At 71.0% G+C, this 22,172-nt stretch carries 21 protein-coding genes; 11 read left to right on the plus strand and 10 right to left on the minus strand.

Annotated features, from left to right (window positions below; all coding sequences use genetic code 11):
• The first annotated feature begins 81 nt into the window (after positions 1 to 81).
• Positions 82 to 735, plus strand: coding sequence for a TetR/AcrR family transcriptional regulator (locus H4696_RS21530; protein ID WP_338078695.1), 654 nt, complete (start codon positions 82 to 84; stop codon positions 733 to 735).
• Here the strand turns inward: H4696_RS21530 and H4696_RS21535 are convergent.
• Complete coding sequence (locus H4696_RS21535) at positions 732 to 2,180, minus strand: MFS transporter (protein WP_086862420.1); 1,449 nt, start codon at positions 2,178 to 2,180, stop codon at positions 732 to 734. The genes H4696_RS21530 and H4696_RS21535 overlap by 4 nt on opposite strands.
• Positions 2,181 to 2,280: 100 nt before the next feature.
• Here H4696_RS21535 and H4696_RS21540 point away from each other — a divergent pair, with 100 nt between their 5' ends.
• On the plus strand, positions 2,281 to 3,201 hold the full coding sequence (locus tag H4696_RS21540; RefSeq protein ID WP_086862441.1) for a TAXI family TRAP transporter solute-binding subunit: 921 nt from the start codon (positions 2,281 to 2,283) through the stop codon (positions 3,199 to 3,201).
• On the opposite strand, the gene H4696_RS21545 is transcribed toward H4696_RS21540, so the two are convergent.
• Positions 3,198 to 4,595, minus strand: a complete 1,398-nt coding sequence (locus H4696_RS21545) for a sensor histidine kinase (protein ID WP_086862421.1) — start codon at positions 4,593 to 4,595, stop codon at positions 3,198 to 3,200. The two genes, H4696_RS21540 and H4696_RS21545, sit on opposite strands and share 4 nt — an antisense overlap.
• A gap of 4 nt (positions 4,596 to 4,599) precedes the next feature.
• Positions 4,600 to 5,274: a response regulator transcription factor gene (locus H4696_RS21550; protein WP_169735070.1), complete on the minus strand. Its 675-nt coding sequence runs from the start codon at positions 5,272 to 5,274 to the stop codon at positions 4,600 to 4,602.
• A gap of 227 nt (positions 5,275 to 5,501) precedes the next feature.
• Between H4696_RS21550 and H4696_RS21555 the strand changes: the two genes are divergently transcribed.
• The 5 genes from H4696_RS21555 (at position 5,502) to H4696_RS21575 (ending at position 9,651) form a co-directional block, all read left to right on the plus strand.
• The gene (locus H4696_RS21555; RefSeq protein ID WP_192783056.1) at positions 5,502 to 6,230 is read left to right on the plus strand and encodes an amino acid ABC transporter ATP-binding protein; all 729 of its coding nucleotides are present in this window, start codon (positions 5,502 to 5,504) and stop codon (positions 6,228 to 6,230) included.
• A gap of 56 nt (positions 6,231 to 6,286) precedes the next feature.
• Entirely contained in the window at positions 6,287 to 7,213 is a 927-nt protein-coding gene (locus H4696_RS21560) for a glutamate ABC transporter substrate-binding protein (RefSeq protein WP_086862424.1), read from the plus strand.
• A gap of 95 nt (positions 7,214 to 7,308) precedes the next feature.
• Positions 7,309 to 7,956: an amino acid ABC transporter permease gene (locus tag H4696_RS21565; RefSeq protein ID WP_086862425.1), complete on the plus strand. Its 648-nt coding sequence runs from the start codon at positions 7,309 to 7,311 to the stop codon at positions 7,954 to 7,956.
• Positions 7,953 to 8,831 (plus strand): amino acid ABC transporter permease, encoded by an 879-nt coding sequence (locus H4696_RS21570; RefSeq protein WP_086862426.1) that lies wholly within the window; start codon positions 7,953 to 7,955, stop codon positions 8,829 to 8,831. Before H4696_RS21565 ends, H4696_RS21570 begins: the two co-directional genes overlap by 4 nt.
• 82 nt (positions 8,832 to 8,913) lie before the next feature.
• Positions 8,914 to 9,651: an SDR family NAD(P)-dependent oxidoreductase gene (locus H4696_RS21575; RefSeq protein WP_086862427.1), complete on the plus strand. Its 738-nt coding sequence runs from the start codon at positions 8,914 to 8,916 to the stop codon at positions 9,649 to 9,651.
• Here H4696_RS21575 and H4696_RS21580 read toward each other — a convergent pair.
• A complete protein-coding gene (locus tag H4696_RS21580; RefSeq protein ID WP_086862428.1) occupies positions 9,605 to 10,300 on the minus strand; it encodes a YoaK family protein in 696 nt (231 codons plus the stop codon). The two genes, H4696_RS21575 and H4696_RS21580, sit on opposite strands and share 47 nt — an antisense overlap.
• Before the next feature lie 299 nt (positions 10,301 to 10,599).
• Here H4696_RS21580 and H4696_RS21585 point away from each other — a divergent pair, with 299 nt between their 5' ends.
• Positions 10,600 to 11,451: a helix-turn-helix domain-containing protein gene (locus H4696_RS21585; protein WP_086862429.1), complete on the plus strand. Its 852-nt coding sequence runs from the start codon at positions 10,600 to 10,602 to the stop codon at positions 11,449 to 11,451.
• A 287-nt stretch (positions 11,452 to 11,738) separates the two neighbouring features.
• On the opposite strand, the gene H4696_RS21590 is transcribed toward H4696_RS21585, so the two are convergent.
• Genes H4696_RS21590 through H4696_RS21615 form a run of 6 tightly spaced genes read right to left on the minus strand, consistent with a single transcriptional unit; the run spans position 11,739 to position 17,228 of the window.
• Positions 11,739 to 12,854, minus strand: a complete 1,116-nt coding sequence (locus H4696_RS21590; protein ID WP_158104361.1) for an amidohydrolase family protein — start codon at positions 12,852 to 12,854, stop codon at positions 11,739 to 11,741.
• Positions 12,851 to 13,372: a GNAT family N-acetyltransferase gene (locus tag H4696_RS21595; RefSeq protein WP_086862431.1), complete on the minus strand. Its 522-nt coding sequence runs from the start codon at positions 13,370 to 13,372 to the stop codon at positions 12,851 to 12,853. Before H4696_RS21595 ends, H4696_RS21590 begins: the two co-directional genes overlap by 4 nt.
• 26 nt (positions 13,373 to 13,398) lie before the next feature.
• Positions 13,399 to 14,151 (minus strand): succinate dehydrogenase/fumarate reductase iron-sulfur subunit, encoded by a 753-nt coding sequence (locus H4696_RS21600; protein WP_086862432.1) that lies wholly within the window; start codon positions 14,149 to 14,151, stop codon positions 13,399 to 13,401.
• Positions 14,148 to 16,064: a fumarate reductase/succinate dehydrogenase flavoprotein subunit gene (locus H4696_RS21605; protein ID WP_086862433.1), complete on the minus strand. Its 1,917-nt coding sequence runs from the start codon at positions 16,062 to 16,064 to the stop codon at positions 14,148 to 14,150. The genes H4696_RS21600 and H4696_RS21605 overlap by 4 nt, the downstream gene beginning before the upstream one ends.
• 55 nt (positions 16,065 to 16,119) lie before the next feature.
• The gene (locus H4696_RS21610) at positions 16,120 to 16,944 is read right to left on the minus strand and encodes a hypothetical protein (protein ID WP_086862434.1); all 825 of its coding nucleotides are present in this window, start codon (positions 16,942 to 16,944) and stop codon (positions 16,120 to 16,122) included.
• Complete coding sequence (locus H4696_RS21615; RefSeq protein WP_163046790.1) at positions 16,941 to 17,228, minus strand: hypothetical protein; 288 nt, start codon at positions 17,226 to 17,228, stop codon at positions 16,941 to 16,943. The genes H4696_RS21610 and H4696_RS21615 overlap by 4 nt, the downstream gene beginning before the upstream one ends.
• Before the next feature lie 253 nt (positions 17,229 to 17,481).
• On the opposite strand from H4696_RS21615, the gene edd reads away from it, so the two are divergent.
• The 3 genes from edd to H4696_RS21630 all read left to right on the plus strand — a co-directional run bounded on the left by edd (position 17,482) and on the right by H4696_RS21630 (position 22,166).
• A complete protein-coding gene (gene edd / locus H4696_RS21620; protein WP_169735069.1) occupies positions 17,482 to 19,371 on the plus strand; it encodes a phosphogluconate dehydratase in 1,890 nt (629 codons plus the stop codon).
• Positions 19,368 to 19,973: a bifunctional 4-hydroxy-2-oxoglutarate aldolase/2-dehydro-3-deoxy-phosphogluconate aldolase gene (gene eda / locus H4696_RS21625; RefSeq protein ID WP_086862436.1), complete on the plus strand. Its 606-nt coding sequence runs from the start codon at positions 19,368 to 19,370 to the stop codon at positions 19,971 to 19,973. Before edd ends, eda begins: the two co-directional genes overlap by 4 nt.
• 204 nt (positions 19,974 to 20,177) lie before the next feature.
• A complete protein-coding gene (locus H4696_RS21630; RefSeq protein WP_143265214.1) occupies positions 20,178 to 22,166 on the plus strand; it encodes a PEP/pyruvate-binding domain-containing protein in 1,989 nt (662 codons plus the stop codon).
• The last annotated feature ends 6 nt before the right edge of the window (positions 22,167 to 22,172 follow it).

A 22,172-nucleotide genomic window follows, 5' to 3' on the forward strand; every position in this document is an offset into this window, starting at 1 on the left:
GGTGCTCCTTCGATTGGATTGCCGTTCCAATCACGCTAGCACACGTTTGGATCGGCGATCCAAACGTGCGATGATGGCGTCGTGACGAAGCGGCGTGCGGACGGCCTGTCCAAGGAAGTGATCGTCAAGGCGGCGACCGGGCTCCTCGACGAAGGCGGCGAGGCGGCGCTGACCTTCCGGGCGCTCACCGCGCGCCTGAGCACCGGCTACGGGGCGATCTACCACCACATCGCGAACAAGAGCGACCTGCTCGCGGCGGCCACCGACGACATCATCGCGGGCGTGATGACCGGCGTGGTCGGCGGTGCGGAGCCGCGGGAGGCGCTGCGCACGGTCGCGCTGCGCCTGTTCGACGCGATCGACGCCCACCCGTGGGTCGGCGCCCAGCTGTCCCGGGAGCCGTGGCGGCCCGCGCTCCTCGAGGTCTACGAGCGCATCGGCGGCCTGCTCGACGCGCTCGACGTCCCGGGGGACGCACTGTTCGACGCCGCCGGCGCCCTCGTGAACTACGTCCTGGGCGTGGCCGGGCAGAACGCCGCGAACGCCCGTCTCCTCGCCGGCGACGCCGACCGGTCGGCCTTCCTGGGCGGTGTCGCCGCCCAGTGGGCCCGGCTCGATCCGGCCCGCTACCCGTTCGTGCGCAAGGCGGCGACGCGGCTGGCCGAGCACGACGACCGCGAGCAGTTCCTCGCCGGCGTCGACATCTTCCTGGCCGGCGTCGCGACCCTCCGCTAGACGGCTTCGAGCTCCGGCTCGGCGTCCGGCACCACGACCCGGCGGCGGACCAGCAGCCCGGCGAGCGCGACGAACAGCCCGGCCACGGTGAACCCGGTGACGACGGCGATCGCCGGCGTCCAGCCCCGCAGCAGCGCGGCGGGGGTGACCTCGCCGCCCCCGGCCGCGGTCAGCACCGCCGTCACGACGGCGAGGCCGATCGCGCCGCCGACCTGCAGCGAGGTGTTGACCAGGCCGCCCGCGAGGCCCTGCTCGCCGTCCGGGATCCCGGCCGTGGCCTGGATGTTGAACGACGGGAAGGCCAGCGTGAAGCCGAGGCCGAGCAGGACCATGCTGGGCAGCACCGAACCGACGTACCCCGAATGCTCGTCGACGCGCAGGAAAAGCGCGTAGGCGAAGACGTGGGCCACCACCCCGGCGAAGATCCCGCGGGTGGTCCCGACGCGCTCGATCAGCGGATCGACGCGCGGGCAGCCGAACGCGACGATCATCGCCGCCGGCAGGAACCCCAGCGCCGTCTGCAGCGGCGTCCAGCCGAGCACGCGCTGGAAGTAGAGCATCACGACGAACTGGACGCTGATGAAGGAGGCGAAGAACAGCGCGGCCCCCAGGTTGGCCCGCGCGAGCGGCCCGGACCGGAAGATGCCCAGGCGCAGCAAGGGGTTCCGGCTGCGCTTCTCGATGAGCAGGAACGCCACCAGCAGCACGAGGGCGACCGCGAAGGTGACGAGCGTGCGTGGTGCGGCCCAGCCGGTTTCGGGTGCTTCGACCACGCCGTAGACCAGCAGCAGCGAGCCCCCGACCCCGGTGAGCGCGCCGGGCAGGTCGTAGCCACCGGCCGGCTCGGTCCGGTACGCGGGGATCAGCTTCCAGGCCACGACGACCACGGCCGCGGCGAACGGCGCGGGCAGCAGGAAGGTCCACCGCCACCCGAGCTCGGTCAGCAGCCCGGAGAACACCAGCCCGGCGGAGTACCCGCTGGCCCCGAACACGGCGAAGATGCTGATCGCCTTGTTCCGCGCGGGCCCTTCCCGGAACGTGGTGGTCACGATGGACAAGGCGGCGGGCACGGTGAACGCCGCGGCCGCCCCCTTGATGAAGCGGCTCGCGACGAGCAGCGCCCCGTCGTCGACGAGCCCGCCGAACAGCGACGCCAGCGCGAAGAGGGACACGGCGGCGAGGAAGACCCGCCGCCGCCCGAGCAGATCGGCGGTGCGCCCGCCGAGCAGCAGCAGCCCGCCGAAGCCCAGCACGTACCCGCTGATGACCCACTGCAGGGCATTGGTGGACAACCCGAATTCGGCCTGGATGGCGGGCAGCGCGACCCCGACCATCGACCCGTCGAGCGCGTCGAGCGCGGTGACGATCGAGACGGTGAGGAGAACCCCCCACAGACGCGCGTCCCACCGGGTCGAGGCGGTGGACAGGTACGTGGAAGAACTCATGGGACCGACGTTAGGTTCGCACGTCCCCGAAGCTCGTCTCATGAACTGCGGTGCGCTCGCCGGGGTCCCGTCCGCCGCGCGCGTCTGGCACGATCGGCTCGTGACCGGGACCCGGCGGACGCGCGGATTCGTGCTGGCGGCTGCCCTCCTCCTGGTCCTCACCGCCTGCACCAGCGGCTTCGCCGACGTCCGGCTCCGCATCGCCGCCGGAAACCCCGGCGGCGTCTACGACAAGCTCGCCCAGACCCTCGCCACCGCCTGGCAGGCCGGGCTCGACATCGAGCGGCCGCAGGTGCTGCAGACCCAAGGGTCGCCCGACAACGTCAAGCGGGTGCTGAGCGGGCAGGCCGAAGTCGCCTTCGTCGCCGCCGATGTCGCCGCGGACCAGTACCGGGCCAATCACGGGCTCGCCGCGCTCGCGCGGATCCACGACGACTACCTGCACGTCGTCGTGCGGTCGGACTCCGACATCCGGTCGGTGGCGCAGCTGCGCGGGCACCGGATCGCGATCGGCTCGCCGTCCTCCGGGGTCGAGTACATCGCCGGGAAGCTGCTCGGCGCGGCCGGACTGACCGGTGCGGTCAGCACCATCACCCGCGGCCTCGACGAGTCCGTCGCGGGGCTGCTGAACGGGGACGTCGACGCGTTCTTCTGGTCCGGCGGGCTGCCGACGCCGAAGCTGGCGGAGAACAAGAGCCGGCTGCGGCTGGTCGACATCGCCGACCTGATGCCGAAGATGCAGGCGATCAGCGAGGTCTACGGCACCGCCACCATCCCGGCGAGCACCTACGACCAGCTCCAGCCGGTGACCACGCTGGTGGTGCCGAACTTCCTGGTGGTGCGCACGTCGATGCGCGACGACGTCGCCGAGGCGCTGGTCAGCGGCCTGTTCGCGGCCCGGCAGCAGCTCGTCGTCGCCAACCCGGCGGCGCTGTCGATCGACGTCCACCCGGGTATCGAGACGCAGCCGCTCCCGCTGCACCCGGGCGCGCTCCGCTACTACCGGGCGCAGAAGACCTAAGCCGCCGGGAACGTCATCGAGATGCGGAGGCCGCCGCCTTCGGGCAGGTCCAGCACCAGCTCGCCGTCGGAGTGGGCGACGATCTCGCTGACGATCGCCAGCCCCAGTCCCGAGCCGGGCACGTTCTGGTGGGCCGGGCTGCGCCAGAACCGGTCCAGCGCGCGGTCCAGCTCGTCCGGCCGCACGCCCGGTCCGTGGTCGCGAACCGACAGGCGCACGCGGTCGCCGTCGCGCTCGACGGCGACCCGGATCTCGGTGCCCGCCGCGGTGAACTTCAGCGCGTTGTCGAGCAGCGCGTCCAGGATCGTCTCGGCGCCGCGCGGCGGCATCCGCACGCACACGCCGTCGCCCGGGGTGTCGACGACCAGCCGCACGTCGCGGGCCTCGCCGACCACCGACCAGTCGGCGACGCGCTCGGCGACGGCCTCGTCCAGCACGACCGGGTCCAGCTCGCCGCCGGAGGCCTCCGCGCGGGCCATCGACAGCAGGCCGTCGAGGATCTGGTGCAGCCGGCCCGCGTCGACCCGCGCGGCCTCCAGGTCGGCGGCGGCCGGCTCGTCGTCGACGTGGCCTTCGAGGTTGCCGAGCCGGATCTTCAGCGCGGTCAGCGGGTTGCGCAGCTGGTGGGAGGCGTCGGCGACGAACGCGCGCTGCGCGGCCAGCGCCCCGGACACGCTCGCGGCCATCCGGTCGAAGGACCGGCCGAGCTGCCGCAGCTCCGGCGGCCCGCCGCTCTCCCCCACCGGCTCGGCCTCGCGCCCGCTGACCACGGACGCCACCAGCGCGCCGGTCGCGTCGTCGAGCCGGTGCACCGGCCGCAGGATCCACCGGACCACCGGGATCGCCACGGCCAGCGCGAGCGTGAACGCGAGGATCCCGCCCGCGGCGAGCAGCAGCCACCACCACAGCACGTCGGCCCGCTCGGCGCCGGTGTCGGACACCGTCAGCACCGCGCCGCGCACCTCGCCGTCGGCGAGCACCGGCTCGGCCAGCACCAGCGGCGTGTCGTCCCACGGCATCAGCACGCCGCCGGGCTGGGAGCGGCGGCCGGCCAGCGCCTCGTGGACCGGGTCGCTGATCCGTTCGGCGTGCACGTCGAGCCGCGCGGCGTTGGGGCCCAGCGCGCTGGCCACCGCCTTGCCGTCCTGGTCGAACACCACCACCTGGACGCCGTACACCTCGGTGTAGCGGCGCAGGTCGGGCTCGATCAGGGTCGGCTTGTTGTCCAGCAGCGGGCGCTGCGCCAGCGACGCGAACCGCGCGGTGTCGGTCAGCCGGTCGAGGAAGAGGTCCTGCTGCGCGCCGGCGGCGATGGTGGTGGCCAGCGGGATACCGAGGCCGAACACCAGCAACGCGACCAGCGTCAGCACGATGCCCTGCAGCCGGACGCGCACCCCGTCAGCTCCGGGCGACCTGGCCGCCGAGCCGGTAGCCGACCCCGCGGACCGTCTCGATCAGCGCCGGGCGGCCCAGCTTCGTCCGCAGCGTGGCGACGTGGACGTCCAGCGAGCGGCTCTCCGCGGGACCGCGGTGGCCCCACACCTCGGTGAGCACGTGCTCGCGCGAGCAGACCGCGCCGCGCGCGCCCGCGACCAGCGCGAGCACCTGGAACTCCTTGCGGGACAACGCGACCGCGCGCCCGTCGACCAGCACCTCGTGCCGGGACAGGTCGACGCTGACGTCCCCGACCCGGATCACCACCGGCTCGGTCGTCGTGTGCTCGCCGCGGCGGCGGCGCACCGCCTCGACCCGGGCGAGCAGCTCCTCGACGTCGTAGGGCTTGACCAGGTAGTCGTCGGCGCCCGCGCGCAGGCCCTTGATCCGGTCGTCGACCTCGCCGCGCGCCGAGACGACGATGATCGCGACGTCGCTGACCGCGCGAATCTGGTGGCAGAGCGTGACGCCGTCGATGTCCGGCAGGCCGAGGTCGAGCAGGACGACGTCGACTTCGTTCACCCGCTCGAGCACACCGGCGCCGGTGGCCAGCCGGGCGATCGCCAGGCCGCGGCGGACCAGCGCCGGGATCAGCGCGCCCGCGACCCGGTCGTCGTCCTCCACCAGCAGCACCCGCACGCCGTCGCCTCCCATGGTGACCTGCTTCACCGGCCGGTAGGGACGAACTCTAGGACCTCGGCGCGCCGGGTGCCGAATCGGACATCGATACCCACTTGAAACCCTAAGAATGGGTCAAGCCGCCTTGCGAGCCGGGAGCACGGCGGTAGGTTCTCGCCATCGCGTGGTGACCCACGCCGCGTTCGACCGATCCTGGAGGCCAGATGACCGCGGAGGTGGCGGCGCCGATGATCAAGGCGGCCGCCGTGAACAAGTACTTCGGCGACCTGCACGTGCTCAGGGAGATCACGCTCGAGGTGCCCCGCGGCCAGGTCGTCGTGGTGCTCGGTCCTTCGGGCTCGGGCAAGTCGACCCTCTGCCGCGCCATCAACCGGCTGGAGCCGATCAACTCGGGCGAGATCGCCGTGGACGGCGTCCCGCTGCCCGCCGAGGGCAAGGCGCTCGCGGCCCTGCGCGCCGACGTCGGCATGGTGTTCCAGTCGTTCAACCTGTTCGCGCACAAGACCATCGTCGAGAACGTCATGCTCGCGCCGGTGAAGGTCCGCAAGACCTCGCAGGCCGAAGCGCGCAAGACGGCGATGGAACTGCTGGAGCGCGTCGGTATCGCCAACCAGGCCGACAAGTACCCGGCGCAGCTCTCGGGCGGCCAGCAGCAGCGCGTCGCCATCGCGCGGGCGCTGGCGATGCGGCCCAAGGTCATGCTGTTCGACGAGCCGACCTCGGCGCTGGACCCGGAGATGGTCCAGGAGGTCCTCGACGTGATGACGGGCCTGGCCAAGGACGGCATGACGATGCTCGTCGTCACCCACGAGATGGGCTTCGCCCGCCGGGCAGCCGATCGGGTGATCTTCATGGCCGACGGTGAAATCGTCGAGGACACGACGCCCGAGGAGTTCTTCACCGCGCCGAAGAGCGAGCGCGCGAAGGACTTCCTCGGCAAGATCCTGACCCACTGACAGAACGTTCCGCGGCGCCGTCGTGCCGCGGGTGACGACACACAGGAGAAATTCACATGAGGATCCGCACCCTCGCGGTGGGAGTGCTCGTCGGTGGCCTGACGCTGACCACCCTGACCGCCTGCGGCAAGGAAGGCACGCCGAGCACCCCGGGTGCCGGCGACCAGAGCGGTTCGAACGCCGCCGCGCTGCCGTCCTACCCGGTCGCGACCGGCGTCGACCTGGCCGGCTCCCCGGTGTTCGCCAAGATGAAGTCGGCGGGCGCGCTGACCGTCGGCGCCAAGGACGACCAGCCCGGCCTGGGCCAGAAGGACCCGACGACCGGCAAGTTCGGCGGCTTCGACATCGAGATCGCGAAGCTCGTCTCGGCCAGCCTCGGCTTCGACCCGGAGAAGATCACCTTCCGCACGGTCGACTCGGGTGCCCGCGAGCAGACGATCGCGAACGGCGACGTGAACTACTACGTCGGCACGTACTCGATCACCGACAAGCGCAAGGCGCTCGTCTCCTTCGCCGGCCCGTACTTCCTCGCCGGCCAGGACCTGCTGGTGCGCAAGGACGACACCTCGATCACCGGCAAGGACACCCTCAAGGGCAAGAAGGTCTGCTCGGTCACCGGCTCGACGCCGATCCAGAAGGTCCGCTCGGAGAACCTGACCGAGCCGGGCAACATCGTCGAGTTCCAGAAGTACTCGCAGTGCGTCGAGAAGCTGCTGTCGAAGGACGTCGACGCGGTCACGACCGACGACGCGATCCTCAAGGGCTACGCGTCCCAGGACCCGGACAACCTGAAGGTCGTCGGCCAGCCGTTCTCCACCGAGAAGTACGGCATCGGCCTGAACAAGGACGACAAGGTCCTGCGCGACAAGGTCAACGAGATCCTGCAGAAGGCGCTGGACGACGGCACCTGGCAGAAGATCTACGACGCGACCCTCGGCAAGTCGGGCTCGGCCGCCAAGAAGCCGACCATCGAGAAGTACTGACGTGACACCGAGGCCGGTGGATCGGGGTTCCCGATCCGCCGGCCTTCCCACATCCACCACCTGACCACCGCCTGAAACGGACGCGGGGAAGGCTCATGGACGTCCTCTTCAACAACCTGGACCTGTTCGGTCCGTTCTTCCTCCGCACGATCGAACTGTTCGTGCTCTCGGCCGTCGGCAGCCTGGTCTGGGGCACGATCCTGGCCATGCTGCGGGTGAGCCCGGTACCCGTCTTCCGCGCCGTCGGCACGGCATACGTGACGATCGCCCGGAACACCCCGCTCACGCTGGTGTTCGCGTTCTTCGTGTTCGCGTACCCCCTGCTCGACATCGTCAAGGTCGACTACTTCCCGGCCGCCGTGATCGCGCTGACCGTGTACACCTCGGCGTTCATCTGCGAGGTCGTGCGCTCGGGCATCAACACCGTGCCGGTCGGCCAGGCCGAAGCGGGCCGCGCGCTGGGGCTGACCTTCGGCCAGATCCTCGGCCAGGTCGTCCTGCCGCAGGCGCTGCGCTCGGTCGTCCCGCCGCTGATCAGCACCCTGATCGCGCTGCTGAAGAACACCACCATCGCCGCCGGTTTCTCCGTCGCCGAGGCGGGCGCGATCCGCTCGTACCTGTCCGAACGCGGGGAGAACCAGCTGGTCGGCCTGCTGTGGGTCGCCCTCGGCTTCATCATCCTGGTCACCGTGCTGTCGTTCGTCCAACGCAGCCTGGAGAAGCGCTGGAGCGTGGCCCGATGAGCAACGTCCTGTTCGACGTCCCGGGCCCGAAGGCCCGGCTGCGCTACCGCACCTACGCGGTCATCGGCACCCTCGTGGTCGTCGCGTTCATCGCCTACATCGGGTGGCGGTTCTACGACAGCGGCCAGTTCACCGCCCGCAAGTGGGAGTGGCTGCAGTACGCGCAGGTGCAGCGCGACCTGGGCAACGCGGTGCTCCAGACCCTCCAGGCGTTCGCGGCCGCGGCCGTGCTGGCCCTGATCTTCGGTGCGATCTTCGCGGCCGGGCGGCTGTCCGACCACGCGTGGGTCCGCCGGATCGCCGGGTTCGTGGTGGAGTTCTTCCGCGCCATCCCGGCCCTGATCCTGATGTTCCTGTTCTACTTCGGCCTGCCGACGCTCGGCGTGCCGATGACGCCGTTCCTCGGCGTGGTGTTCGGCCTGACGCTCTACAACGGCTCGGTGCTGGCGGAGGTCTTCCGGGCGGGCATCCAGTCGCTGCCGAAGGGGCAGAGCGAAGCCGCGTACGCGCTGGGCATGCGCAAGACGCAGGTGATGTTCCTGGTCCTGCTGCCGCAGGCGATCCGGGCGATGCTGCCGACGATCATCAGCCAGCTCGTCGTGCTGCTGAAGGACACCGCGCTCGGCTTCATCATCACGTTCCAGGAACTGCTGTACTACGCGCGGTACATCGGTTCGCAGGGCACGTTCGGGCGGCCGATCGTGCCGTCCACGATCGTGGCGACCGCCATCTACGTCGTGATGTGCCTGCTGCTGACCGCGCTGGCGACGTACCTGGAGCGGCGCAACCGGCGCAACAAGAAGGTCATCGGCGGGACGGGCGGCAAGGTCGAGCAGATCGCGCTCGGTTCGGCCGTCGGCGGTGCCGCGACCTGATCTCCCGGCTGCGGAAAGGCCCCCGGCGGTTACCCGCCGGGGGCCTTTCCATGTCCACCGATCTCCCCTAGCGTCGGTGCCCATGGGTGTCGCACTGGTGACCGGAAGCTCCCGAGGCCTGGGCCGCACGATCGCCCGGCGGCTGGCCCGTGACGGCTTCGCCGTGGCGGTGAACGGGCTGCACGACGATCCCGACCTCAAGGCCGCCGCCGAGGCGGTCCTCGCCGAGGGCGGCCGGGCCGCGGCGTTCGCCGCCGACGTGACCGACCGGCGCGCGGTGGGCGAGCTCGTCGACGCGGTGACGGCGCTGCTGGGCCCGATCAGCGTCCTGGTCGTCAACGCGACCGGCCCGCAGCCGGACGTCCCGCTGTCCGATGTGGACTGGCCGGCGCACCTGGGGCAGCTGGACTTCTTCGTGCGCTCGCCGGTGCTGCTGGGCCACGCGGTGCTCCCGGGCATGCGCGCCCGCGGGTACGGCCGGATCGTCCACATCGATTCGGAGGTGGCGGACCGCCCGCCACCCGGCCGCTCGGCGTACGCGACGGCCAAGGCGGCCCAGGTCGGCCTGGCCCGCGCGTGGGCCCGCGAGCTGGCCCCGGACGGCATCACGGTCAACTCGGTGGCCCCGGGCTTCGTCCCGGTGGAGCGCCACGCGGACGTCCCCGAAGCCGAGCGCGCGGCCTACCTGGCCGACGTCCCGGCGGGCCGCCTGGGCACCCCCGAAGACGTGGCCGCGGCGGTGAGCTTCTTCGCGTCGGAGGGCGCGGGCTTCATCACGGGCCAGCGGCTGCTGGTCGACGGCGGCCGCGCGCTCGGCTAGCCCAGGCAGCCAGTACCGCCGCGACGGCCAGCACGAGCACCAGCGCCAGCGTCAACGCGGCCCACGTGGCGACGTGCAGCTGGAGCATCCCGCCGGCGAACGCGCCCGCGAGCATCGCCGCCACGGCGGCGACCTTCCGCAGCGGGTGCGAACCCGTCCCGCCGGCCGCCTTCGAGTCGGCCGCGAAACCGGTCAGCGTCATCGTCAGCACGGTCGTCGTCAGGTCGGGCGCGCCGATCCGGCGGACCGCCGCGTTCTGCAGCCCCATCGCCAGCCCGAGCACGACGATCAGCAGTTCGCTGCACGCCCGCGTGCCGCTGCCGAGCGTCGCGCACAGCACGACGGCCACCGCGATCAGCCCCGCCTGGACCGCGGTCGCCCGGCGGAGGGCGCCGTGGTCGTCCCCGGCCCGGGCGAGCCGCCCGCCGGCGAGGGCACCGGCCAGGAACGCCAGCACGGCCGTCAGCGAGGCGAGCACGGACAGCGTGGTCTCCCCCGCCGCGGCGAACCCGAGGAACACGACGTTCCCGGTCATGTTGGCCACGAAGACCCGCCCGAGCCCGAGGAAGCTGACGGCGTCGACCACGCCGGTGACGACGGTGAGAGCCAGCAGCAGCGGGGCCAGGTCCCGCGGTTCCGGTTCGGCCATGCGGGCAGTCAACCACCGCGCGCCCGGTACCGCCGCCGGGGCCCCGCCGGTTCGCGCGGAACTGTTCGCACCGGGGCGGACGCGCCGTGAAACCGGTGGCCCGGAAGGATTCCCGGAATTGCCGCCGGGAATGCCTTCTACTCCGCGAAGGTGCGAAGCACGCTTCATTGTGCGAAGGTGCTTCGCAGCGCTTCGCGCGCGAAACCCGTTGTCACACAGGCAGAACAGCAACATCCCTTCCGGTGAACCGCCGCGTGGCAGGAGCCGTTTTGTCGGTGCTTGCCTTTAACGTGCGGGGCATGACCGAAAAGAGCACGGTGCGCACCCGGGAGATGGGTGTCGAGCTGAAAAACCAGCGTGAAGCGAGACAAATGTCGCTGCGCGAGGTCGCCCGGCGCGCCCACTGGTCGGCGTCGAAGGTGTCCGGCTGGGAGAACGGCCGCCGGATCTCGCCGATCGACGCGGCGATCTACCTCGCGCACTGCGGAACCGACGCCGCCGAACGCGACCGGCTGCTGCACCTGACCCGGCCGCCGAGCGAGCTGTACTGGGTGCGGCCGTACTTCGACAAGCTCGTCGACCCGATGAAGTCGCTGATCATCCAGGAAAACCTGGCGACCGCGGTGATCTCGAACAGCCCGCTGGCCCTGCCGGGCATGCTCCAGACCGAAGACTACGTGCGCTCGGTCTACGAGCTGTCCGGCCGGTACACCACGGACCGGCTCAAGGCGCTCGTCCAGGCGAGGATCGACCGGCAGCAGCTGCTGCAACGGCGCAACCCGCCGCAGTGCCTCTACTTCGTCTACGAGCACACCCTGCGGTCGGTCCTGCGCGACCCGGCGCTGATGCACGAACAGCTGCAATACCTGGTACTGGCCACCAATCTCCCGCACTGCACCATCCGCGTCGTCCCCGCCTCCGCGCCGCCGTACCACCTGGCCGGCAGCCGGTTCACGATCCTCGAGTTCGCCGAACACCCGCCGGTGGCCTACGAAGAGACCTTCGCGGCCGGGCTGTTCATCGACGAACGCGTGGCGGTCGAAGCCTTCTACATCTTTCGCACGCGGCTGGAACAGGTTGCCCTGTCGGAACACGAGTCCCGGGCGTTCCTGGTCCGGCTGGCCGAGGAGTTCGACGCCATGGCGAACTGAACGTGCGCTGCCGCCGGGTGCGCCCGGGGGACGCGGCTCGCCGGTGGCGCTGCCGACGAGGACTGGTGCCGACTGCTTGAGATCGATCAGCCGATGCGTACCGGAACCCCTGGACGAGCCGGCCGGGCTGCGAACACTCGCCGACCACCCCGGGCAGGTGTCCGGCGCGGGCCGGGCCGCGAACCGGACGCGGGGTCAGTCATCCGGCGTCCACCCCGAACCCGAAGGCCCTCCCCACGCCGAGATCATCCGGTCAGGCGCCCCCGCGCTCGCCCCCTCCCCGGACATCACACCGCGCCGACCCGTTTCCCGTCGTGCCACACGGCTCGGATGCGGCCCGGCAGGTCGGTCACGTCCAGGTCGGTCCCGTCGAGCAGCACCACGTCGGCCCGCAACCCCACCGCGAGACGGCCCCGGTCGTGCTCCAGCCGCAGCAGACGGGCCGCCTCGGAGGTGGCCGCCTTCAGCGCGGCCGCGTCGCCGAGCACGGCGGCCAGCAGGCGCAGCTCGGTCGTCAAGTCGACATGGGGACGCGGGGCCAGGTCCGAGCCGGCGGCGATCGGGATGCCCGCTTCCGCCGCGAGGCGGACCGAACGGCGGTGCACCTCGGCGAACTCGCTGCCGCTGATCGGCGAGAGCGTCGGGACGTACCAGGCGTTCGCCAGCGCGGCCACGGCGTCGTCGTCGAGGAACGTGCCGTGCTCGATGCTGCGGGCACCGGCGCGGGCCGCCGAGGCGACCGCTGCGGCGGTGTGGGCGTGGGCCAGGACGTCCCGGCCGGCACGGCGGGCCTCGTCGACCAGCGCGACGAGTTCGTCGTCGGTCGGCCGGACGTCCGTGCCCTCGCGCACGGCCCGCATGGCGCCGCTCGCACCGACTTTGATCCAGTCGGCGCCCGCGCGCACCATCCGGCGGACGGCCGCGCGCGCCGCGTCGGGCCCGTCGAACAGCGGATCCGGCAGCGAGGGGTCACCGTAGTGGTCGACGGTGCCCGCGGGCGGCTCCCAGCTGTCGCCGAGCCCGCCGGTCGGCGACAGCTGGCGGAGGCTGACGAGCAGGTCGGGCCCGTCGATCCAGCCTTCGCGCAGCGCGTGCTTGACTCCTGCGTCGGCGCCCCAGGCGTCCCGCACGGTGGTGATCCCGCGGGCCAGCAAGCCACGCAGCACCGGCACGGCTTCGAGGATCCGCGCGCTGCGCGGCAACGGCTCGGGCCGCGGGAAGGCGACGTGCACGTGGCAGTCGATGAGCCCGGGGAGCAGCAGACCTCCCGAGCAGTCGACGCGCCCGTCGCCGTCGAGGCCGGGGCCGATCTCGGCGATCCGGGCGCCGTCCAGCCGGACGTCGGCCCGTGCCGTGTCCCCGGTTTCGGGGTCGAAGACGAGCGCCCCGGCGAGCAGCGTCACGCGAGGTCCTTGCGGTAGACGAGGAAGTCGCACGACGTCGCGAGCGAAGGCGCGAGGTGCGGGTAGTCCTCGGCGAGGTCGGCGCGGTGCGTCACGCGGTAGCCGAGCCGGGCGTACCACTCGGCGAGGAACTGCTTCGACGGGTGCGTCCACTCCCGCGGCACGAGCAGTTCGAGCTGCATCTCGCGGCAGCCGGCGTCCCGGCACGTCCGCTCGGCGAAGCGCACCAGCTCGCGCCCGATCCCGGCCCCGCGCCGGGCGGGATCGGCGGCGAGCATGCCGAACTCGCCGGTCGCGTCGTCGAGCCGCCGCACGCGGACCGAGCCGGCGAGAGCACCGTCCACCGAAGCGACGGCGATCTCCCCGGCCCGCACGAACGCGCCGACCTCGTCAGCGGACGTCCGATCGGTGCTCTGCCGCCAAAGCCCCTTCTCCGCCTCGCCGTAGACGAGGTTGACCAGGTCGGCGATCCGCCCGGCCGAAGCGAGGCCGGACGGCGGCACGAACGCGATCTCCATGCCCCCACCATGCCAGGTGGGTCACCTCATTTGTCGCGGCGGAACAGCTTGTTGCCGAGCCAGACGATCGGGTCGTACTTGCGGTCCGCGACGCGCTCCTTCATCGGGATGAGCGCGTTGTCGGTGATGTGGATGCCTTCCGGGCACACCTCACTGCAGCACTTGGTGATGTTGCAGTAGCCGAGGCCGTGCTCGTCCTGCGCCGCGTCCCGCCGGTCCGCGACGTCGAGCGGGTGCATCTCCAGCTCGGCGATGCGCATCAGGTACCGCGGCCCGGCGAAGGACTCCTTGTTCTCCTCGTGGTCGCGTACGACGTGGCAGGTGTTCTGGCACAGGAAGCACTCGATGCACTTGCGGAACTCCTGCGAGCGCTCGACGTCTACCTGCTGCATCCGGTACTCACCGGGCTTGAGGTCCGCGGGCGGGGTGAACGACGGGATCTCCCGCGCCTTCGTGTAGTTGAAGGACACGTCGGTGACCAGGTCGCGGATCACCGGGAACGTCCGCATCGGCGTCACCGTGATCACCTCGTCCTCGGTGAACGTCGACATCCGCGTCATGCACAGCAGGCGCGGCTTGCCGTTGATCTCGGCCGAGCACGAGCCGCACTTGCCCGCCTTGCAGTTCCAGCGCACCGCGAGGTCCGACGCCTGGGTGGCTTGCAGCCGGTGGATGATGTCGAGGACGACCTCGCCCTCGTTCACCTCCACCGTGAAGTCCTGCAGCTCGCCGCCGGTGTCGTCGCCGCGCCAGACCCGGAAACTCGCCTTGTAGCTCATGCCTTGCTCCCGGGGTGCGCTTCGAGCTCGCCGTCGGTGTAGTACTTCCCGAGTTCGCCGAATTCGAACAGCTCCAGCAGGTCCTGCCGCAGCGGCACCTGCTCCTTGACCACGACGTCGATGTCCGGGACGACCGGGTTGTCCCCCGCCGTCGCCGAGCACACCAGCAGCTTGTTCCGCCACTCGGCGTCCATGCCGGGGAAGTCGTCGCGTGTGTGCCCGCCGCGGCTTTCGGTCCGCGTCAGCGCGGCCTTCGCGACGCATTCGCTGACCATCAGCATGTTGCGCAGGTCGATCGCGAGGTGCCAGCCGGGGTTGAACTGCCGGTGCCCCTCCACCGTGACGCGCAGGATCCGCTGCCGCAGCTCGGCGAGCTTCGTCAGCGCCTGCTCGATCTCCCCGGCCTTGCGGATGATGCCGACGAGGTCGTTCATCGACTGCTGCAGCTCGGTGTGCAGGGTGTACGGGTTCTCGGCCGTGGCGCCCTCGGGCGGGTCGAAGGGCGCGAGCGCCATCTTCGCCGCGGCGTCCACATCGGACTGGTGAACCGCGGGCCGGTCGGCGAGGCCGAGCACGTACTCGGCGGCGCCGAGCCCGGCGCGGCGGCCGAACACCAGCAGGTCCGACAGCGAGTTGCCGCCGAGCCGGTTGGACCCGTGCATCCCGCCCGAGCACTCGCCCGCCGCGAACAGGCCGGGCACGCTCGCCCCGGCCGTGTCCGGGTCGACCTCGATGCCGCCCATGACGTAGTGGCAGGTCGGCCCGACCTCCATCGGCTCGGCCGTGATGTCGACGTCCGCGAGTTCCTTGAACTGGTGGTACATCGACGGCAGCCGCTTCTTGATCTCCTCCGCGGGCAGCCGGCTCGCGATGTCGAGGAAGACGCCGCCGTGCGGGGATCCGCGCCCCTCCTTGACCTCGGAGTTGATCGCGCGCGCGACCTCGTCGCGGGGCAGCAGATCCGGGGTGCGGCGGTTGTTCTCCTGGTCGGTGTACCAGCGGTCGGCTTCGTCTTCGCTCTCCGCGTACTGGCCCTTGAAGACGTCGGGCACGTACTCGAACATGAACCGCTTGCCGTCGGAGTTCTTGAGCACGCCGCCGTCCCCGCGCACGCCCTCGGTGACGAGGATGCCCTTGACGCTCGGCGGCCAGACCATCCCGGTCGGGTGGAACTGGACGAACTCCATGTTGATCAGCTTCGCGCCCGCGCGCAGGGCCAGCGCGTGGCCGTCGCCGGTGTACTCCCACGAGTTCGACGTCACCTTGAACGACTTGCCGATGCCGCCGGTGGCGAGCACGACCGCGGGCGCCTCGAAGAGGATGAAGCGGCCGCTCTCGCGCCAGTAGCCGAACGCGCCGGCGATCTTGCCGTCGGTGGTGAGCAGCTCGGTGACCGTGCACTCGGCGAAGACCTTGATCTTGGCCTCGTAGTCGCCGGTCTCGGCGAAGTCCTCCTGCTGCAGCGAAACGATCTTCTGCTGCATCGTGCGGATCAGCTCGAGGCCGGTGCGGTCACCGACGTGCGCGAGCCGCGGGTAGGTGTGCCCGCCGAAGTTGCGCTGACTGATCCGGCCGTCCGCGGTGCGGTCGAACAGGGCGCCGTAGGTCTCCAGCTCCCAGACGCGGTCCGGCGCCTCCTTGGCGTGCAGCTCGGCCATCCGCCAGTTGTTGAGGAACTTCCCGCCGCGCATGGTGTCGCGGAAGTGGACCTGCCAGTTGTCGTTCGAGTTCGCGTTGCCCATCGACGCCGCGCACCCGCCCTCGGCCATCACCGTGTGCGCCTTGCCGAACAGGGACTTGCACACGACGGCGACGCGGAAACCGCGTTCGCGAGCTTCGATCACGGCGCGCAGACCGGCGCCACCGGCACCGATCACCACCACGTCGTAGCTGTGCCGTTCGACCTCGGTCATGAAGAGATTCCACCTCGGAACTGGGGACGTCGTTGTCGGGAAGAAAACGGATGCGCTAGTTGACGAATCTCAGGTCCGAGATCGCGCCGCTGGCCACGAGCATGACGTAGAAGTCGGTCAGCACCAGCGTGCCGAGCGTCGTCCAGGCCAGCGCCATGTGGCGGGTGTTGAGCTTCGAGACCTTGGTCCAGATCCAGTAGCGCACCGGGTGCTTGGAGAAGTGCTTCAGCCGGCCGCCGGTCACGTGCCGGCACGAGTGGCAGGAAAGCGTGTACGCCCAGAGCAGGACCACGTTGCCGAGCAGGATGATGTTGCCCAGCCCGAAGCCGAAGCCGCCGGTCTTGCCGTGGAACGCCGTGATGGCGTCGTAGGTGTTGATCAGCGAGACGATCAGCGCCACGTAGAAGAAGTAGCGGTGGACGTTCTGGATGATCAGCGGCAGCCGCGTCTCGCCGGTGTACTTGGCGTGCGGTTCCGCGACGGCGCAGGCGGGCGGGGAGAACCACACGGCCCGGTAGTAGGCCTTGCGGTAGTAGTAGCAGGTCAGGCGGAACCCGAGCAGGAACGGCAGCACGACGAAGCCGAGCGGGATCCAGCCGGGTAGGTCGCCGAACCAGTGGCCGAAGTGGCTCGAGCCCTCGACGCAGGAAGTGGACAGGCAGGGCGAGTAGAACGGCGTCAGGTAGTGGTAGTCGGGCACCCAGTACGCGGTGCGCACGAACGAGCGGACCGTCGCGTAGATGATGAACGCCGACAGCCCGAGCACGGTCAGCAGCGGCTGGAGCCACCACCGGTCCGTGCGGAGGGTGCGCTCGGCGATCCGGGCCCGCTTCGGGGCCCGGACGCCGGTGCCGACGCCGTTGTCAGCCGGAGCGCTCACCGCTGGTCGCGCTTGTAGCCGCCGACGCCTTCGTCATCGGCGCCGTGCCAGAGCGCCGGGTCGTAGGGGGTGTCGGGTACCGGGACGCGCTCGGCGGGCTTCGCCTGCGCGGGCACGGCCAGGGGCGTGCCGTCGAGGTCCGCGGTGTCGATGTCGAGGCGCTCCACGTCGTTCGCGAGCCGGCGCACCGCCGAAGCGTCGCCGTAACGAGAGCGCAGTGCGCCGACGCACTGCCGGAGCTGGCCGATGGTTCGCCGCAGCTCGGCGATCTCGGAGGTGGACATCATGCCTCCCGTGGTGGTGGGGCCGACAGGGAACCGGCCGGGCGATCCCTCGCCCCTACGGCTTTGCCGCGCGTCGTGCAGTGTGACAACTAGCACACTAACGGTTCGTGAGGTGATCGGGGTCACGCGGGTCGATCTTCTGAATCGATTTTGATTCGGCGTTTTCCCGAGGTAGTGTGGCCAGTGTCACGACCCTGAGGCGTCAGCGTTGCCGTCCCGCGGACCACCACACACCAGTGATCCGGAGCCGGACATGAGCCCCGCCCCCACCACGAAGCTGCACCGAGTCGTCGCCGACGTCACCGCGCGCATCGCCGAGCGCAGTGCCGCGACCCGCACCGCCTACCTCGCCCGCACGGCCGCCGCACACGAAGAAGGCCCCGTCCGCCGCGGTCTCGCGTGCAGCAACCTCGCCCACGGGTTCGCCGCGATGGACGGCGTCGACAAGGAAGCGCTGCGGGCCGCGCGCGCCCCCGGCGTCGCGATCGTCTCCTCCTACAACGACATGCTTTCGGCGCACCAGCCGATGCAGGAGTACCCGGCCTGGCTGAAGAAGTCCGTGCGGCAGGCGGGCGGCGTCGCCCAGTTCGCCGGCGGCGTCCCGGCCATGTGCGACGGCATCACGCAGGGCCGCGCCGGCATGGAGCTGTCCCTGTTCAGCCGCGAGGTCATCGCGATGTCGACGGCGATCGCGCTCTCCCACGACATGTTCGACGCGGCGCTGCTGCTGGGCGTCTGCGACAAGATCGTGCCCGGCCTGCTGATCGGCGCCCTGTCCTTCGGGCACCTGCCCGCGGTGCTGGTGCCCGCCGGGCCGATGAACTCGGGCCTGCCGAACAAGGAGAAGGCCCGCGTCCGGCAGCTGTATGCCGAGGGGCTCGCGACGCGCGAAGACCTCCTCGACGCCGAAGCGGCGTCGTACCACTCGGCCGGCACCTGCACCTTCTACGGCACCGCGAACTCCAACCAGATGGTCGTCGAGGTGATGGGCCTGCACCTGCCCGGCGCCAGCTTCGTCCAGCCCGGGTCCGCTTTGCGGCGCGCGTTGACCGAAGAGGCCGGGCGCCGGGTCGTCGCGATCTCGCGCGGCGAGGAGTACACGCCGGTCTCGCGAATCCTCGACGAGAAGGCGTTCGTCAACGGCGTCATCGCGCTGCTCGCGACCGGCGGCTCGACCAACCACACGATGCACCTCGTCGCGATCGCCGCGGCCGCCGGCATCCAGCTGACCTGGGACGACTTCTCCGACCTGTCGGCGGTCGTGCCGCTGCTGGCGCGGGTCTACCCGAACGGCAGCGCCGACATCAACCACTTCCACGCCGCCGGCGGCATCCAGTTCCTGGTCGGCACGCTGCTCGACGCGGGCCTGCTGCACGAAGACGTGCACACGGTCGCCGGGTTCGGGCTGCACCGCTACCGCGCCGAGCCGATCCTGTCCGACGGGGAGCTCGTCTGGCGCGACGTCCCCACCCGCAGCCTCGACGAAGAGGTGCTGCGCCCGGTGTGGCGCCCGTTCGCCGCGGACGGCGGGCTGCGGATGGTCGAGGGCAACCTCGGCCGCGCGGTGATCAAGGTGTCCGCGGTGGCGCCCGAGCACCGCGTCGTCCAGGCGCCGGCCCGGGTGTTCACCACCCAGGAAGCGTTCACGGCGGCGTTCCAGGCGGGCGAGCTGGACCGCGACGTCGTCGTGGTGCTCCGGCAGCAGGGCCCGCGGGCGAACGGCATGCCGGAGCTGCACGGCCTCACCCCGGCGCTGGGCGTGCTGATGGACCGCGGGCACGCCGTGGCCTTGCTCACCGACGGCCGGATGTCGGGGGCGTCGGGCAAGATCCCGGCCGCCATCCAGGTGACGCCGGAAGCCGCTGCGGGCGGCCCGATCGCGCGCATCGCCGACGGCGACGTCATCCGCCTCGACGCTTCCTCCGGCAGCCTCGACGTGCTGGTCGGTGACGAAGAACTCGCCCGCCGTGAGCTTGTGGACTCGCCGCCGTCCGAAGCATCCTGGACGGGCACCGGCCGAGAGCTGTTCGCCGCGTTGCGCCGTGCCGTCGGCCCCGCTGACCAGGGCGCTTCCGTCTTCGGCGGCTTGACGCCGGAGCACTTCGGAACGCCCGCTTTCGCAACCCAGGAGGTTGGTCAGTGACCACCGGTCAGGACCTGCTCGCTCTGTCCCCCGTGATGCCCGTCGTGGTGATCGACGACGCCGCCGACGCGGTGCCCACGGCCCGGGCCCTGCTCGCGGGCGGGATCGGGGTCATCGAGCTGACCCTGCGCACCCCGGCGGCGCTGTCCGCGATCGAGCGCGTCGCGGCCGAGGTGCCGGACATCGTGATCGGCGCCGGCACCGTCACCGCGCCGGAACACGCGAAGCAGGCCGCCGACGCGGGGGCGAAGTTCCTCGTGACCCCCGGCTGCACCGACGCGGTCGTCGACGCGTGCTTCGAGACCGGCCTGCCGTTCCTGCCCGGCGCGAGCACCGTGTCCGAGGCGATGCGGCTGGCCGAGCGCGGGCTCACGGCGCTGAAGTTCTTCCCGGCGGAGGCGTCGGGCGGGATCGCGTACCTGAAGTCGATCGCGGGCCCGCTGCCGTCGTTGAAGTTCTGCCCGACCGGCGGGATCACGGTCGCTTCGGCGCCTTCGTACCTGGCGCTGCCGAACGTCGGCTGCGTCGGCGGTTCGTGGCTGACGGCCTCGCTGGAGCCCGCCACGATCGAGAAGCTGGCCGCGGAAGCTTCGCAGCTGTAGCGGAGATCACCCCGCGTCATCACCGCGCCCGAACGGCGGAATACGCGTCCGCATTCCGGGAGCACCGTTCCAGCACCCTGGAACGGTGCTCCGAGCGGGTGTGGCGGCGGTCATGAATCCCGCTGAATGGAGCAATCGCGGCGCCGGTGGGTGATTTACCGGCCTGTTATCGTTTCCCTTCGCTGTTTCGAGCGAGGAGATCCGGTGTCCCTGACCGATGTGGTCGCCCCCAGTCCTGCCCCCGAGAACGTCGCCGCACTCGTCGGCGAACGCCTTTCGCTGTCCGCCCTCCACCAGCTGGGCGGCACCCTCGGCGGCTATTCTTTCGTGAAAGTCGTGGTCGACCGGGAAAACTCGGTGATCCACTTCCTGAACGACGCGCGCCATTCCTTTCACGCGATCTATATCGGCGAAGAGATCCTCGGCGTCCCCGGGGAACGGGTGCGCGCGGAGATCGACTCGTACAACCAGGCTTTCTACCACGCACCGGACCGCCGGTTCCTGCTCGGCATTCTCGCCCGGCACCCGCAGCTGCTTTCGCTGGAGACAGTCGAGGTCGACACGATGCCGGCCGCGCTGATCCGCGAGTTCCACGCCTTCGTCGCGGAGTACGTCGACCCGGCGCTGCCGCTGGTGTTCAAGCCGGCGAACCAGCTGCAGGAGCGGATCGTCCGGGAGATCCCGCCCGAGGAGCTGCCCCGCGTCTTCGCGCACGAACTGTTCTCCACGGCGCCGTTCGTGGCGCTGAACCCCGGCACGGCCACCGGGCGGCTGCGCGCGTTCCGCACCGAGGCCGAGTACCGGGCGGCCACGCTGGACTGGACGGACATCATCGTGATGGACCGCGTCCCCGACGACGTCCCGCGGCTGTCCGGCATCGTCAACGCCCGGCACACGACGCCGTTGTCCCACACCAACGTGCTGGCCACCGGCTGGCAGATCCCCAACGCCGTCCAGCTCGGCGCCCTCGCCGAAGTCGAGCGCCGCGGCCTCGACGGCAAGTGGGTCGAGTACACGGTGGACGCCCAGGCGCTCACCCTGCGGGAGATCCCCGAGCCGGCCGCGGCGACGCCGCCGAGCTGGTACGCCCAGCGCGTCACGCTGGAGCAGCCGGAAGCCGACCACAGCCCGATCGTGAACCTCGCGCGGCTGCGCGCGGCCGACCGGCACCGCTACGGCACCAAGGCGGCCAACCTCGGCGAGCTGCACCACGTCCTGGCCCACGGTTCGCAGCGGCTGCTCGGCTTCTACCAGGTGCCCCGCCCGCCGCGGGACAACCTGCTGCCGTACTTGGCCCGCCTACTGGACATCCCCGCCGATTCCGCCACGGGCCCGGCGGTTCCCGACCTGACCGCCGCGGCCCGCCGCCTGCTCGACGAGCGTGTCCGCGTCCCCCGCGGGATCGCGCTGCCGTTCTCGCTGCAGCGCCGGTTCCTGGAGTCGTCGCCCCGGATCCAGCAGGCCATCGGCAAGCTGAAGATGGCACTGGAGCTGGACGCGCGGGAGATCGAGCCGCTGTGCGTCGAGCTGCAGACGCTGATCCGGACGGCCCGCATGCCGGGCGCGCTGGCCGGCGAGATCGACTCCGCGCTGGTTTCCCAGCTGGCCGGCGTGCGCGCGTTCGTCGTGCGCAGCTCGTCGAACGCCGAGGACCTCGCCGGGTTCTCGGCCGCCGGGATCTACGAGTCGCTCAACCACGTCACCACCGCCGAGCGGATCTTCGCCAGCGTCAAGGAGGTCTGGGCGTCGCTGGTGTCGGTGCGCAGCGTCCGCCTGCGCCGGCAGGCCGGGATCTCCCTCGACGACTGCTACATGGGTGTCGTGATCCAGGAGCAGGTCACGGCCGACTTCGGCGGCGTGCTGGTGACGACGAACCCGATGAACCGCGCGGACTTCCGCACGGTGTACGTCAACGTGTCACCCCGGGTCACCGACGTCGTCGAGGGCTCGGCCCTGCCGATGCAGTACCTGTATTCGACGGTCGAGGGCGGCGGCCGCACGGTGTCGCTGGGCGACGCGGCCGAGGACCTCGACGAGGCCGCCCACGAGCAGCTGCAACGGCTCGCCGTCGCCGGTCGCCTGCTGCAGGGCCACTTCTCGCCCGATTACACGTTCGATTCACCGGTGGACATCGAGTGGCTCGCCGACCGCGAGCACCTCCACCTCGTGCAGCTGCGTCCCTATTCCGTTTGATCTTCC

The organism is Amycolatopsis lexingtonensis (assembly GCF_014873755.1).
In the GTDB taxonomy this organism is placed as follows: Bacteria; Actinomycetota; Actinomycetes; order Mycobacteriales; family Pseudonocardiaceae; genus Amycolatopsis; species Amycolatopsis lexingtonensis.